Origin of the sequence: Streptosporangium roseum DSM 43021, from assembly GCF_000024865.1 — a bacterium.
GTDB lineage: Bacteria > Actinomycetota > Actinomycetes > Streptosporangiales > Streptosporangiaceae > Streptosporangium > Streptosporangium roseum.
This window is the reverse complement of sequence record NC_013595.1, coordinates 1,673,156-1,688,031: the sequence shown is the minus strand read 5'-3', so window position 1 is coordinate 1,688,031 and position 14,876 is coordinate 1,673,156. Positions and strand designations below refer to the sequence as shown.

At 72.3% G+C, this 14,876-nt stretch carries 7 protein-coding genes and 1 pseudogene; 5 read left to right on the top strand and 3 right to left on the bottom strand.

The features are described from left to right. Positions 1–7: 7 nt before the first annotated feature. Positions 8–5,188, top strand: coding sequence for a DNA repair ATPase (locus SROS_RS07625; RefSeq protein WP_012888323.1), 5,181 nt, complete (start codon positions 8–10; stop codon positions 5,186–5,188). 358 nt (positions 5,189–5,546) lie between these two features. On the opposite strand, the gene SROS_RS07620 is transcribed toward SROS_RS07625, so the two are convergent. Both SROS_RS07620 and SROS_RS07615 read right to left on the bottom strand, forming a co-directional pair. Then, a complete protein-coding gene (locus SROS_RS07620) occupies positions 5,547–6,230 on the bottom strand; it encodes a tyrosine-protein phosphatase (RefSeq protein WP_012888322.1) in 684 nt (227 codons plus the stop codon). Next, on the bottom strand, positions 6,227–7,390 hold the full coding sequence (locus tag SROS_RS07615) for an ROK family transcriptional regulator (RefSeq protein ID WP_012888321.1): 1,164 nt from the start codon (positions 7,388–7,390) through the stop codon (positions 6,227–6,229). Before SROS_RS07615 ends, SROS_RS07620 begins: the two co-directional genes overlap by 4 nt. Positions 7,391–7,787: 397 nt before the next feature. Between SROS_RS07615 and SROS_RS07610 the strand changes: the two are divergent. Further along, positions 7,788–8,627, top strand: a pseudogene (locus tag SROS_RS07610) (phosphoribosylaminoimidazolesuccinocarboxamide synthase); the annotation flags it as partial. 57 nt (positions 8,628–8,684) lie between these two features. On the opposite strand, the gene SROS_RS07605 reads toward SROS_RS07610, so the two are convergent. Further along, positions 8,685–9,482 (bottom strand): PP2C family protein-serine/threonine phosphatase, encoded by a 798-nt coding sequence (locus tag SROS_RS07605; protein ID WP_012888319.1) that lies wholly within the window; start codon positions 9,480–9,482, stop codon positions 8,685–8,687. An 84-nt stretch (positions 9,483–9,566) separates the two neighbouring features. Here SROS_RS07605 and SROS_RS07600 point away from each other — a divergent pair, with 84 nt between their 5' ends. The 3 genes from SROS_RS07600 (at position 9,567) to SROS_RS07590 (ending at position 14,695) form a co-directional block, all read left to right on the top strand. Beyond that, positions 9,567–11,477: an N-6 DNA methylase gene (locus tag SROS_RS07600; protein WP_012888318.1), complete on the top strand. Its 1,911-nt coding sequence runs from the start codon at positions 9,567–9,569 to the stop codon at positions 11,475–11,477. A 27-nt stretch (positions 11,478–11,504) separates the two neighbouring features. Then, positions 11,505–12,398, top strand: coding sequence for a serine/threonine-protein kinase (locus SROS_RS07595; RefSeq protein WP_012888317.1), 894 nt, complete (start codon positions 11,505–11,507; stop codon positions 12,396–12,398). Between the two features lie 329 nt (positions 12,399–12,727). Then, the gene (locus tag SROS_RS07590; protein WP_148268985.1) at positions 12,728–14,695 is read left to right on the top strand and encodes a hypothetical protein; all 1,968 of its coding nucleotides are present in this window, start codon (positions 12,728–12,730) and stop codon (positions 14,693–14,695) included. The last annotated feature ends 181 nt before the right edge of the window (positions 14,696–14,876 follow it).

The following is a 14,876-nucleotide window of genomic DNA, read 5'->3' as shown; positions in this document are numbered from 1 at the left end:
GCCGCCCATGACAGAGGTCGTCACCGAGCCGCCGGACGGCCACGCCGGGCTGGACGCGGGCACCTACGAGGTGCTGCGCGCCCGGCTCGCCGAGCAGGCGGCCGAGCTCGCCCGGCAGGCCGGCGCGCTCAACACCCGGCGTCTCGAGGTCTTCGGCGGAGCCGAGCTCCGCCTGATCGGCACCGAGCGGATCCGTACCGAGAACAACTGCGTCCCCCGCGACATCGTGGCGCTCGGCGGGGTGGCGGGCCCGCCCGCGGGAGCGGGCGGCGGGACCGGGGGGCGGCAGGGGCTCATCCTGTTCGGCTACAACGTGTTCATGGGGCTGAAGCCCGAGACGGCCGTCGAGGACGTCTTCTCCATGCACACCTTCGTGCGGGGCGCCACGGGCGCCCAGGGCGGCCCGGAGGGCGCCGCGTTCCGGTTCGACCCCGCGCCGCTGTTCCGCCACCCGCAGTTCGAACGGGACTTCGCCGAGCTCTACCGCTACTACCGGGAGACCCGGCTGCTCCGGCTCCGCCGGACCGAGGGCAAGATGCTGGCCGTCTTCCGGACGGGGCCGCAGGACACCCGCGTGCTGCGCTGGCAGGTCGGCGCGGACGGCACGCTCACCTACATCGACGACCGGGGCGAGCGCGACCACGCGTTCCCGCCGTCGCACGACTTCGAGTGGACCCCCACCACCCGCGACGACCACGTGCTCGGCCGCCACCCGCACATCTCGATCCAGGGCGAGGTGTTCGTCGAGACCGTCGGCGGCGACCTCACCATCAAGATCGAGAACAACACCGAGACCGGCGAGGGCGTCTACCGCGAGCCGGTCGCCGAGCCGCTGCAGAGCCTCGCCGACGCCGACGTGCAGCACGCCAGGGTCGGCCCGCTGATCCTGCTGCGCGTGCGGCCCTACAACGAGACCGAGTGGCGGCACCTGGTCTTCAACACCAGGACCAAGGGCGTGGTCCGCCTCGACGGCATCGGCCAGGCCTGCCACCGCCTGCCCGAGGACCAGGGGATCATCTTCCCCGGCGGCTACCACCTGTCCACCGGGGCCGGGAAGACCTTCGACACCGACGTCTCCGGCCTGGAGTTCGAGCGGGTCATCCGCTCGGCCAACGGCGAGGACGTGCTCTACGTCTTCCACGCCCGCACCGGGGGCCGGTCGCTGCTGCTGCCGTACAACGTGATCCGCAAGCAGGTGTCCACGCCCCTGTCCTGCCACGGCTACTCGCTGTTCGACGACGGCACGCTGATCGTCTTCAGGGCGACCTCCGACGAGCCCTCCCGGGTCCACCCCATGCAGGTCTGGCAGACGCCGTACACGTCGGACCTCTACGCCGCCGCCCAGCCGGTGGGCACCGGACCGCTGGAGCGGATCGGCAACGCGGAGCTGGTACGCGGGATCTCCGACTGCCTGTCGGTGGCGCGGATGGTCGAGGAGATGGCGCCGTCCGTCCCGGTCTTCGAAGCGCTGATCGCGGCCTGCGCCCGGACCTTCGACCACTACCACTGGCTGGGCGAGCACGGGCTGCGGGGACCGCTCGCCGACGTGCGGGCGACCGCCGGGCAGGTGCTGGAGGAGTTCGAGAACGTCCAGTCGCTCACCGAGCAGGCCGCGGCCGCGCTGGAGGCCGCCGCCGCTGAGATCGCCTCCCTGGTACGGCAGGCGCGCGCGCAGGCGCCCCGATCCGCCCAGGGGTGGATCACCCACCTCGCCGAGCTGCGGCGCGCCCAGGGGCGTCTGGTGACCCTGCGCGAGCTGCGTCACGTGGACATCGGCCGGATCGACGGGCTGGCCGCCGAGCTTGAGGCCGAGCTCGGCACCACCGCACAGCGCGCGGCCGGCTTCCTGCGGGGCGAGGACGCCTTCGCCGGGTACCACGCGGAGGTCGAGCGGCTGGCGTCCGACGCCGGGGCCATCGCCACCGTGGCCGAGGCCGGGCCGGTCGGCGACCGGCTGGCCGGCCAGGCCCAGGGCCTGGAGGTCGTGATCGAGGTGGTCGGCACGCTCGACATCGCCGACGCGACCGTGCGGACCGCGATCCTGGAGCGGATCGGCGAGGTGCTCGGCGGGGTCAACCGCGCCCGCGCCACGCTGGAGGCCCGGCGCGGCGAGCTGCTGGCGAGCGAGGGACGGGCGGCGTTCGCGGCCGAGTTCGCGCTGCTGGGGCAGGCGATCACCGGGGCGCTGGCGATGTCCGGCACCCCCGAGCGCTGCGACGAGCAGCTCGGCCGGCTGATGCTCCAGCTGGAGGGCCTGGAGTCGCGCTTCGCCGAGTTCGACGACTTCCTGGCCCGGCTGACCGCCAAACGGGAGGACGTCTACGAGGCGTTCTCCTCGCGGCGGCAGGCCCTGCTGGACGAGCGCGCCCGCAGGGCCGACCGGCTGGCCGGGTCCGCGGACCGGATCCTGGCGGGCGTGCGCCGCCGGGTGGCCGGGCTCGGCTCCCTCGACGAGGTCAACACCTACTTCGGCTCCGACCCGATGGTCGTCAAGCTGCACGGCGTGGCCGGGGAGCTGCGCGAGCTGGGCGACCAGGTCCGGGCCGAGGAGCTCGAAGGCCGGATCAAGTCCGCCCGCCAGGAGGCGGGCCGCGCCCTGCTGGACCGGCTCGACCTGTACGCCGACGGCGGCGAGACGATCCGCCTGGGCCGGCACCGGTTCGCGGTCAACACCCAGGCACCCGACCTCACGCTGGTGCCGCACGGCGGGCGGATGGCGTTCGCCGTCACCGGGACCGACTACCGCTCGCCGGTCCGCGACGAGACGTTCGCCGAGACCCGGCCGTTCTGGGACCAGTTGCTGGTCTCGGAGACGGCCGAGGTCTACCGGGGAGAGCACCTGGCCGCCTCGATCCTGGCCGGCGCGGAGGCCGGCACGCTGCGCGCGGGCGATTCGGCCGTCTCCCTCGACGCGCTGCACGAGGAGGCGGTAGTCGAGGGCGGGCTGCTGCGGATCGTCCGCCAGGTGGCGGAGGCCCGTTACGACGAGGGCTACGAGCGGGGCGTCCACGACCACGACGCCGCCGCGATCCTCGACGCCCTGCTCCGCCTGCACGCGGGCGCGGGCCTGCTGCGCTATCCCCCGGCGGCGAGGGCCGCGGCCCAGCTCTTCTGGGCCTTCGGCGCGGACGAGACCTCTCGCGGGACGTGGACCACCCGGGCGGTCTCCCTCGCGCGGGCGAGGGCCCTGTTCGGCCGGGTCGACGCGGTGGCCGAGACCCGCGCCGCTCTCGGCTCCGCCATCGCGGCCTTCATGCGCGACCTGGAGGGCGAGGCGCCGGGCACGGTCCCCGGCCGCGACCGGCCGGACCGCGCGCCCGCCACCGCGGAGGCCGCGAATGCGGCCGGGCGGACCGGCGGGACCGGGCGGACCGGGCAGAACGACGCGGCCGGGCGGACCGGCGGAACCGGACAGAACGGCGGGACCGGGCAGGACGATGCGGCCGGGTGGCACGGCGGAGCCGGGCAGGACGGCGAGGACGTCTCCGCGCTCGCCGGGGAGTATCTCTTCGAGGAGCTGGCGGGCAGGCCGTCCGGGTTCGTGACGAGCGCGGGGGCGCGGTCGCTGCTGGAGCGGTTCGACCGGGCGCTGGGGGCCTCGCGCGGGGAGCTCGACGACGACCTGCGGGCGCTCGGGGACGACCTCGCCAAGCGGTACCGGCTGGCCGAGGCGTGGCTGGGGGCGTTCGAGCCGTCGGCCGAGCTGCCGGAGGCGGTGGCCGTACGGCTGTGCGAGGTGTCCCGGCACGACTCCTCCGCCACCCTGACCGCCACCGTCGAGGGCCTGCTCGGCACGCACCCGCGGATCGTCGGGCGCAGGCTCGACCTGCGCCTGGACGAGTTCCTCAGCCGGACCCGGCGCTTCCGCGAGCACCGCGTCCCCGCCTACCGGGCCTACCAGCGGCGGCGCAACGACCTGGTCGCCGCGGAGCGCGAACGTCTGCGCCTGGAGGAGTACCGGCCGAAGGTGATGAGCGCCTTCGTCCGCAACCAGCTCCTCGACGAGGTCTACCTCCCGCTCATCGGCGACAACCTGGCCAAGCAGATCGGCGCGGCCGGCGACGCCAGGCGGACCGACCAGATGGGCATGCTGCTGCTCATCTCGCCGCCCGGCTACGGCAAGACCACCCTCATGGAGTACGTGGCCAGCCGGCTCGGCCTGATCTTCGTGAAGGTCGACGGTCCCGCCCTGGGACACCTGGTCACCTCGCTGGACCCGGCGCAGGCGCCCGACGCGACGTCGCGCCAGGAGGTCGAGAAGATCTCCTTCGCCCTGGAGATGGGCAACAACGTGCTGCTCTATCTCGACGACATCCAGCACACCTCTCCCGAGCTGCTGCAGAGGTTCATCTCGCTGTGCGACGGCCAGCGGCGGATGCAGGGCGTCTGGGAGGGCGAGACCCGGACCTACGACCTGCGCGGCAAGCGCTTCGCGGTCTGCATGGCGGGCAACCCGTACACCGAGTCCGGCGGGCGGTTCCGCATCCCCGACATGCTCGCCAACCGGGCCGACGTGTGGAACCTCGGCGAGGTGCTGTCCGGCAGGGAGGAGCTGTTCGCGCTGAGCTACATCGACAACGCGCTCACCTCCAACCCCGTCCTGGCCCCCCTGTCCACCCGCGACCGGGGCGACATCCGCCTCCTGGTACGGCTGGCGCAGGGCGACCCGGCCGTCCGCGCCGACCAGCTCTCCCACCCCTACTCCTCCGTGGAGCTCGGCCAGGTCCTCACGGTCCTGCGCGGGCTGCTCCGCCTCCAGCGGGTGGTGCTGGCCGGCAACCGGGCCTACATCGCCTCGGCGGCCCAGGCCGACGCGTCCAGGACCGAGCCGCCTTTCCAACTCCAGGGGTCCTACCGGAACATGAACAAGCTCGCCGCCAGGGTCGTCCCGGTCATGAACGACGCGGAGCTGGAGGCCGTGATCGACGACCACTACCTCGGCGAGGCCCAGACCCTCACCTCCGGCGCCGAGGCCAACCTGCTCAAGCTGGCCGAGCTGCGGGGCACCATGACGGCCGCGCAGGCCGCGCGGTGGGCCGAGGTGAAGGCCGCCTACCTGCGCGAACGGGCCCTCGGCGGCGCCGGGGACGACCCGGTGACCAGGGCGGTCGGCGCGGTGGGCCTGCTGGCCGACCGGGTGAGCACGGCCATCGAGCAGGCCGCCGACCGCCTGTCCCCCGAGCCGTGAATCCGGCTGCCCGGGTACGGGGCCGGCCCCCGTACCCGGGCGGGGATCGGCACCCGTCACATGGCCGATGTCCTCCGATCGGACCGGCCGCCCGGAACCGAGGATTCCCAGGTCGACCTGGGAATCCTCGTGGCGGCCCTAGTGGAGGGCGGTGGCGCGGTCGAGGGCCGGTGGCGTCACCGTCCGTGCCGCCTCCACCACAACCGCTGAGCATGGCGGTGGCGACCATTGCGCCGATGATCAGGCACGACAGCCGTCGGGCCGTGGGAACCTCCAGGGGGTGCACGCAAGCGTCCGCCACAGGGCGGCAACGCCCTACTTTCGATGGTCTACATCGTAAGTAGGGAGACAACGGCCTTCACGTCAATAGGTCCGCACAAATACGTCCTTTGAGAGCACGCACATCGGCCGCCCCCATCCCATGGCCGAGAAGGTACGGCAGCGCGCCGCCGTACCGGCTGTCCAGGTGGTCCAGCGTGGCCAGCATCGTCTCCGGCCGGGTCTGCTCGAAGTGCGCGCGGGCCGTGTCGTCCGCGTCCTCCTCAAGCCCGAGATGGGCGGCGGTGAGCGCGTAGTCCTCGGCGACGAGCGCGCGGGACACCCCGGCGATCCTGAGGGCGAGAGCCGTGACGAGGCCCGTGCGATCACGTCCTGAGTGGCAGTGAACGACCACCCCGCCCGGCGGGGCCTGCGCGACCGCCGCCACGGCCGAGGTGACGTACGCGGCGAAGTCGTCGAGGATCACCCGGTAGATCTCGGCGAGGTCGGCGCCCATGCCGGCGAGGAGGACGTCCCGCGGGCCGAGCACCGACACGTTGCGGTACACGGGAGCGCGGGCGAACGGGCTGGGCAGCCGCTCGCACTCGGCGGGGAGCCGCAGGTCGATCACCCGGCTGACGCCGTAGGCCAGCAGCGCCCGCCGGCCTTCCGCCGTGAGTCGTTCGTGGCCCTCCGACCGGATCAGCGCACGGTCCCGGATTCCCGGCAGGTCTCCGAGGTCGCGGGCGTTGCGGCAGCCGGGCCACGGCAGCGGCCGCCTCACGTGACCGCCCCCGGCGCGGCGAGCGCGAGCAGGGGGTCGTCGGCCGAGAGCAGGAGCCGGTTCACATGGTCGATGGCCAGGCAGGCGGCGCCGAGCACCACCGAGTCCTCACCGAGGCTCGACAGCCGGATCTCGGGCATGCGCAGGCACAACGGCTCCAGTGCCCGGCGCAGCGGCTGGAGCAGCACGTCACCCGAGCGGGAGAAGCCACCGCCCAGTACGACCAGTTCGGGGTCCAGGGTGAGGATCAGGGCCGCCGCCCCGATCGCGAGGTCGGCCACATACCGCCCGACCGCGTCGAGGGCCGCGGGATCGCCCACGCGTGCCGCCTCGAACACCAGCCCCGCGATCTGGTCCGGCGGATGCCCCGCGAACCCGGGACATCGTTCGAGGTGTTCCGCCATATGGATCCAGCGCACCGCGTCCAGCAGCCCGACCTCGCCCGACGCGCCGCTGAAGCCCCGGTGGAGTTTGCCGTCGACGATCATCGCCGCACCGGGCCTGCGCCCCGCGTGCAGGTAGACGAGGTCGCGTACCTCGCGCGCCACACCGAGCCGCTGCTCGGCGAGGGCGGCGAGCTTGCTGTCGTTGGCGACGAGCACCGGCTGCCCGAACGTCCTGCCCAGATGCCCGGCGAGGTCCACCCCCGCCCAGTCGGCAATCGCGTAGACCGTGGTCACCCGGCCCTCCAGATCCACCACGCCGACGGTGCCGACCGTGATCGCCCAGATGTCCGCCACCGGCACGTTCGACATGGCCAGGCACGCCGCTATGGCCCGGTCCACGGCGTCCAGCCGTTCCTGTCTGGGCGTCTCCGCCCCCACGGCCGTGCGCCCGCCTGCGATCACCTCGCCGTTCAGGTCCGTGATGGCCGCGCGCACCTTGTCGACGCCGATGTCCAGACCGAGCACGTATCCGGCGTCCGAACGGAACCGGTATCTGCGCGCCGGCCGGCCCATGGCACCGGGGGCGGGGGGCACCTCCGCCACCCACCCCCGGTCCATCAGGTCCGCCATCACCTCGTTGGTCGAGGCCCGGGACAGGCCGGTGCGCCGCGCGAGCTCGGCGAGCGTGAGCGGCGGCGAACCGCGTAACGCGTGCAGGCCGGCGAGCGAATTCAGCTGGCGCAACCTCTGGAGGTCGCCACCGACACCTTCCATGGCATCCCCTCTTGACTCTTTCGTCAGGCAGCTACTAATGATGCATTCCATTATTAGTCACCTTGGCATGCCGGAGATACGAGATTAATGACTGCGAGCCCCTGCCGTACTCGGCGCGGGGATGCGTCCAGGCCAGGGAAGCGATGAGGACCGGACGCGGATACGCCAGGAAAGCGGTGAGGGCCGGACGCCGATGGATCGCGGCCGTCGCCGAGCCCGACCGGGAGCTCGGGGAGACGCGCAGGTCCGGCAGTGGACCGCGAACATCGTCGCCCACTGCGGCCGGCCGGAGGTCTGACCGGCCGGCGGCTTCGCGGCCTCTCCTTTTCGGTGACGCCAGGTCGCCGATTACTCTGTTACCGCCTGGTGTACCAGCACGAGATCGCGCGAGAGCAGGGAAAACACAGTGAAGCTTCTCCACTCCGGGAAGGTCCGCGACGTATACGAGGACCGGGGGGACATCGTCCTCGTGGCCTCCGACCGCGTGTCGGTCTACGACGTGATCCTGCCCACGCCCATCCCCGACAAGGGGAAGATCCTCACACAGCTCTCCCTGTGGTGGTTCGAGCAGCTCGCCGACATCGTGCCCAACCACGTCGTCTCCGCCACCGACGTGCCGGCCGAGTTCGAGGGCCGCGCCGTACGGTGCCGGAAGCTGAAGATGGTGCAGGTGGAGTGCGTCGCGCGTGGCTACCTGACCGGCAGCGGGCTGAAGGACTACCAGGCGCGGGGGGAGGTCTCCGGCGTGCCGCTGCCGCCCGGCCTGGTGGACGGCTCCAGGCTCCCCGAGCCGATCTTCACTCCGAGCACCAAGGCTCCGCTCGGGCAGCACGACGAACCCATCACCTTCGACGACGTGGTCGCCCAGGAGGGCGCGGAGGTCGCCGGGGAGCTGCGCCGGATCACGCTCGCGGTCTACGGGCGCGGCGCGGAGCTGGCGCGCGAGCGGGGCGTCATCATCGCCGACACGAAGATCGAGCTGGGCTGGGCCGCCGACGGCACGCTCGTGCTCGGCGACGAGGTGCTGACCTCGGACTCCTCGCGATTCTGGCCCGCCGACCAGTGGGAGCCGGGCCGCGCGCAGTTCTCGTTCGACAAGCAGTTCGTCCGCGACTGGGCGACCGGCACCGGCTGGGACAAGCAGGAGCCCGCGCCGGAGGTGCCCGCCGAGATCGTGGAGATCACCCGGGCCCGCTACGTCGAGGCGTACGAGCGCATCACCGGCAAGTCCTGGTGAGCCGGTGCCCGCGGTCCGCGGGCACCGGCCCTCCGCGGCGGTGACGGGCGCCGGGCGTCAGGGCGTCAGCTTCCTCTCGAGTGCGGCGCCCACGACGTAGCGCTCGGCGGAGGCGGTGTGGGCCCCGAAGTCGGCCACGATGCAGGTGATGTTGTCGGGGCCGCCGCCCCGGTTGGCCAGGTCGATGAGCCACCGGGCGGCCTCGTCGGGGTCGGCGATCTCGGTCAGCGTGTTGAACAGCGTCTCCGGGCCCACCACGCCGGTCAGGCCGTCGGAGCAGAGGAGATAGCGGTCGTCCGGCTGGGCCTCGCGCAGGGACAGGTCGAGCTCGCCGTCTCCGGTGCCCTCCAGGACCCGCAGCACCATGGACCGGCGCGGATGCTCGGCGGCCTGCTCCAGGGTGATCCGGCCCTCGTCCACCAGCGACTGGACCAGGGTGTGGTCGTGGGTGATCTGGTAGAGGGCGCCGTCGCGCAGCATGTAGGCGCGGGAGTCGCCGACATGGGCGAGGGCGAAGGTGGCGCCGTTCCAGAGCATCGCGGTCAGGGTGGTGCCCATCCCGCGCAGCGTGGGGTCGTGCTCGCTCATGTCGTGCAGCGTGTGGTTGACGTCCCTCGCCGCGTTCTTCAGGGTCGCAACCAGGTCGACACCGCTCTCCGGAAGACTCTCGTCCAGCCTCACCATGGCTGTCACGGCGAGCGAGCTGGCGACCTCTCCACCCGCGTGACCGCCCATGCCGTCGGCTACGACGAGCAGACGCGCGCTCGCGTAGCCCGAGTCCTCGTTCGCCTCGCGGCGGACGCCTACGTCGGAGCGGGCCGCGTAGCGCAGTGCCAATCCTTCGTTCAGTGCCATGAAGGCAGTAAAGCATTGGTTGAAGCACTTCACAAGCAAACATGTTGTAGACCGCTAAGGCACAGTCAACTACTGTGGCCCAGTATGGAGGAGAGCCAGGACATCACGGTGAACGCCGGCGACATCGCCCGGCTCGCCTCCGTCGGCCGGGCCGCGGTGAGCAACTGGCGCCGCCGCCATGACGACTTCCCCCAGCCTGTGGGCGGTACGGCCTCCAGCCCTCTGTTCTCCCTGCCCGAGATCGCCGCATGGTTGCGCCGCAACGGCAAATCTTTTGAGGTCTCGCTCGGCGACCTGGTCTGGCAGCGGCTGCGGACCTCGGTCGACGACCTGCGACTGGGTGACCTCGTGGGCAGGGTCGGCGCGTTCCTGCTGTTCCTGAGCCGGGAGCCGGAGGCCTGGCGGGAGCACGGCACCCGCTCCCTCGACGGCCTGGCCGCCGCGACGGAGGACCTTCCGGGCTCCCCCGACCTGCGGCTGGACGACCTCGCGCTCGTCAGGCTGGTGGCCGAGCTGGCCGCCGAGCGCGGGCCGCTGGACACCTTCGAGTTCCTCTGCGAGCGCTACGTCGAGGCCCACTCCCGCCAGCTCTCGGTCACCCGCGACGACGTGGCCGCGCTCATGTCCCGCCTGACCGGCCCGGATCGGGGGCGCGGCAAGGGCACCGTCCTCGACCCGGCCTGCGGCGTCGGGACCCTCCTCCTGCATGCCGACGCCTCGCTCGGCCAGGAGATCAACGAGACGAACGCGCTGCTCACCGCCGTGCGGGTGCTGCTGCGCGGGGCCACGGGGCGGGTCGTCGCCGGTGACTCGCTGCGCGAGGACGGCCTGGCCGGGGAGCTCGCCGACGCCGTGGTCTGCGATCCGCCGTTCAACGAGCGCGCCTGGGGCTACGAGGAGCTGACCGGCGACCCCCGCTGGGAGTACGGCCTGCCGCCCCGCGGGGAGTCCGAGCTCGCCTGGGTCCAGCACTGCCTGGCCCACGTGAGGCCGGGCGGCCTGGTGGCGATCCTGATGCCGGCCGCGGCGGCCAGCCGCCGCCCCGGCAAGCGGATCCGGGGCAACCTGCTGCGCACCGGGGCGCTGCGGGCCGTGGTGATGCTCGGGCCGGGCGGCCCCGACCTGTGGATCCTGCGCCGTCCCGACGGCGGGCGGCCGCCGTCCCAGCTCCTGATGGTGGACGCGACCGAGAACCTGTCGATCGTGGAGCCGGCCTGGCTCACCTACACGCGGAACCCGGAGGCCGAGCTGACCGGCGACAGCCGTACCGTGCGGATCATCGACCTGCTCGACGACGAGGTGGACCTCAGCCCGGCCCGGCACCGCCCGCAGCAGGGCGGCCCCGACTTCCTGCGGGACTTCACCGACGCGCTGGACCGCTTCCGCGACACCTCCGCCACGCTGTCGGAGGCGCCCCCCGCCCTTGAGCTGCTCGCCGAGCGGCAGGACCTGCCGACCACCACCGTCGGCGAGCTGGCCAAGGCGGGCCTGATCACCATCCTGCAGGCCCCGTCCAAGATGGCGGCAGAGGAGGGCCCGCTCCCGGTCCTGACCGCCGACGACACCGCCATGGGCACACCCCCCTCCGGGAGGACCACCCTCGACCCCGCGCTGGTCATGGTCAGGCCCGGCGACGTCGTGACCACCGTCCTGGGCGTGGTCCGGGTGCTCGCCCGGGGCGGCGCGGCGCTCGGCCCGCAGCTCACCCTCTACCGCGTGGACCCGCAGCGGCTCGACCCCGACTTCCTGGCCGGGTTCCTCCGCTCCGCCGACGCGGCCCGCGTCCATCCCAGCTCCAGCCGCCTCGACGTGCGGCGGGCGCGGGTGCCGATGCTGCCCCTCGCCGACCAGCGGCGGTACGGCACGGCCTTCCGCGAGCTGTTCACACTGGAGGACCGGGTGCGGGAGACGACCGCGCTGGGGGAAACCCTGATCCGGCTAGGCTTTGACGGACTGGTCGACGGCCACCTCCGGCCGTGCGACCAAGGGGTGTGACCCCCGTAACGTCCATGGGAGGGCCGGATGGTCATCGGCGACCGGTACGTACTCGACGACCTCCCTCTCGCCCAGGGCGGCATGGGCGCCGTCTACAGCGGCCATGACAAGCACCTCGACCGCAAGGTGGCCGTCAAGTTCCTGCGCTTCCTCACCGGCCCCGACGAGGAGCTGAACCGGCGCTTCCTCCGCGAGGCGCGCATCCTGGCGAAGCTGGAGCACCCCGGCGCACCGGTCCTCTACGATTTCGGCACCTTCGACCAGCGCCTCTTCCAGGTGATGCAGTTCATCGAGGGCGTCACCGTGGCCGATCTGGTCAGCGAGCACGGCCCGCTCCCGGTCCCCTGGGCCGCCGCGATCGCCGCCCAGGCCTGTGCCGTGCTGTCGGCCGCCCACGCGCTGTCCATCTACCACCGCGACCTCAAGCCGACCAACCTGATGCTCTGCCCCGACGGCAGCGTCAAGGTCCTGGACTTCGGCCTCGCCATGCTCCGCGAGGCCGACTCCACCCGTTTCACCCGGGTCGGCCAGATCCTCGGCACCCCCGCCTACATGGCCCCCGAGCAGATCCAGCGCGGCCTCGCCGGTCCCCGCAGCGACCTCTACGCCCTCGGCTGCGTGATCCACGAGATGCTGACGGGCAGGCAGCTCTTCACCGGGCCCACCGAGTACGCCGTGTACGAACGCCAGGTGAAGGAACGGCCGCCCGCCGTCCCCGGCGTCCCCGCGGAGCTGAACCGGCTGATCGAGGACCTGCTGGAGAAGGACCCCGAGCGGCGACCCAGCGGGGCCGACGCCCTCTACGAACGCCTGCAGCCCTTCGCCGTGGACCTGCCGATGCTCCCCGGCTTCCTCAACCCGCCGTCGGTCCCCAGCCCCGGCCGGATGTACGCCCGGATGGTCGGCCGCGTCCTCGCCTGAGGCCCCCGGCGGCCCTCGCTGCCCTGCCGCGGGTGACCCGCACCAGGACGAGGACGACCACCGGCGGGTGCCGGCCGTGGTGACCTGCCTGCGCGGACAGTGCCCCGGCGGGCACCACCACCTCTTTCTCCAGTCGTTCACAACGAAACCCCAAGTCACACCGGGAAAACTGTGCGCGCCTGTAACAGGAGCAAGAGGGAGTGTGCATATATATGTTCTCGGGGTCATGGTGGCGGCCGGCTCTGACAGCGGTGGCCGCCTTATCACTGTCGGCGGGCCTTCTCGCCGCGCCCGCGCAAGCGGCAGCCCCGTCCGTCGGGTTCGGAGGCGTGCAGGCGTCCCCGTCCCGATACACGGGGCCGTGCCCGGCGGCGGTGGTGTTCTCGGCCACGGTCACCGTCAAGGGCGCGGCGCGGGTGAAGTACCGCTGGGTGCGCGGCGACGGCACCAAGGGGCCGGTCAGGACCGTGAAGGCCGGAACGGGGATCAGGCTCCAGGACCGGCGGACCTTCTCCCGCGGCGCGCGCGGCTGGCAGGCCGTACAGGTGCTCAGCCCGAGAAAGCTGACGTCGAAGCGGGCCTATTTCTCCGTCACCTGCGAGGGATCCCCCGTCGTCAACACTCACCGGCCGCCGGCTGACACGCCCGCGCCGAGGGCCTCGGCCGAGGTGACGGGGGACGTCTACTCGGGCCCGTGCGCGGCTCCCGGCAGAAGCCTCAGCTTCCGGGGGACGATCCGGGTCTCGCGTGTCCCCGCGGCCGTCTCCTACCGGTGGGTGGACAGTGACGGGGGTCCGCTCGGCAAGGAGGATCTCTGGTTCTCGGCCAAGGACGCCCCCCGGCGCGAGGTCACCGCGAGCCGTACCTTCCTGGCGAGCCAGTCAGGCACGCGATGGATCGAGATCCTGAGCCCGAGCGGGAAGGTGCTGGCCACCTCGGACAGGGCCCCGTACTCGGTGACCTGCACGCCCCCGCCCGCCCGGCCGACCGCGTCGGTGACGAACCTCAAGGTCGATCCCGCGGTCTTCCAGGGAGCCTGCACCGCCCCTCGCACCTTCACGTTCACCGCGGACATCGCCGCCTCCAAGCCGACCACCGTCACCTACGAGTGGCTCCGCAGCGACGGCACGAAGGTTCCCGGCAAGTGGGAGTTCAAGGACCCCAAGGACCTGACCAAGACGGTCAGCCTCGGCTGGCAGGTGGCCGACCCGTCCAAGGTGACCGGCGGATCGGCGTCGATCCGGATCACCTCGCCGGGCCGGTCGGAGGCGGGTCCCGCGAGGTTCACGATCACGTGTCTGAGCCTGGCCCTCTCCGAGGAGAAGGTCGTCTCCCCCCTGCCCCAGCCGTACACCGGCCCCTGCCCCGTGACCGTGCGGACCTCGGTGAAGGTCACGGTGACCGGCGGCAGCGGCCCCGCCCCGGTGGAGTACTACTGGCGGTATCCGGGCACCGGCATCCAGCGGACGGACATCTCGGGGACGACGGCCCTCACCAGGGACTGGCCCGAGGGTTCGAACACCTCCTCGACCACCAACCTGCTCGTCCGGCTCCCCGGCGGCCCCTGGATCGAGTCCCGGCGGATCGGCTGGTCGATCACCTGCAAGGCCGCCGAACCCGACACGATGACGGTGTCGAAGCCGGTCATCACCACCTGGAAGCGGGACGGAGGCGAGTGCACCATCAAGAACCCGTACCAGGTGACCGCCGCGTCGTTGATCACCGCACCGAAGGGGATGAGCTTCCCGTTCGACGTCACCTACCAGTGGCGGTGGGCGGACGGCGGCTACTGGCACAAGGAGAACGTGAAGATCACCGGTCCTGGAACCCACCGGGTCTCCCATTCCTGGGGCACCTTCCGGAGCCAGACCGGCAAGATCTTCGTGAACGTCCTCACCCCCACGGCGCTGAAGTCCGAGGCCACGGAGTACGCGGTGACGTGCGACGGCAAGCCTCCCGTCCCCAACACCGGCGGCACGGTGGTGTCGGTGACGGACGCGAAGATCACACCGTCCTCCTACACGGGCACGTGCCCGGTGAACCTGAAGGCCGTCGCGACGATCACGGTGTCGGCCCCGACGACCGAGCCCGTCGAGTACGCCTGGGTGTTCGACAACGGCAGGTCCAGCCCCACCGACCAGGTGGACTTCCCGGCCGGCGGCCCCCTCACCAAGACGGTGGTGTGGGACCAGTGGAGGGCGATCGAGAGCAGCGGGCCGGTGACGGGCTACCTGCAGACCCGCATACCCAACACGGCGGTGTCGCTCCCGGTCACCTACAGCGTCACCTGCACCTGATCCTCACCTCCGGTCATCCGCACCCGAGTGCCGCCCCGGTCGCCCGCGGCGTCACTCCCATCCGAGGGGAGCGGCCCTGGCCGCCGCCCTCGCCTACCACCTGCGCAGGCGCGGCCGCTGCCGGCGCTGCGGCCGTTCATGATCTCAGAACCTTCCCCGGCTCGCCGCGCCGCGGCGGGCC

What these genes read in the sequence shown, in the direction of transcription:
- SROS_RS07625 (WP_012888323.1), top strand. Translation starts at nt 8, where the DNA reads ATGACAGAGGTCGTCACCGAGCCGCCGGACGGCCACGCCGGGCTGGAC.
- SROS_RS07615 (WP_012888321.1), bottom strand. Translation starts at nt 7,390, where the DNA reads ATGGAAGGTGTCGGTGGCGACCTCCAGAGGTTGCGCCAGCTGAATTCG.
- SROS_RS07605 (WP_012888319.1), bottom strand. Translation starts at nt 9,482, where the DNA reads ATGGCACTGAACGAAGGATTGGCACTGCGCTACGCGGCCCGCTCCGAC.
- SROS_RS07600 (WP_012888318.1), top strand. Translation starts at nt 9,567, where the DNA reads ATGGAGGAGAGCCAGGACATCACGGTGAACGCCGGCGACATCGCCCGG.
- SROS_RS07595 (WP_012888317.1), top strand. Translation starts at nt 11,505, where the DNA reads ATGGTCATCGGCGACCGGTACGTACTCGACGACCTCCCTCTCGCCCAG.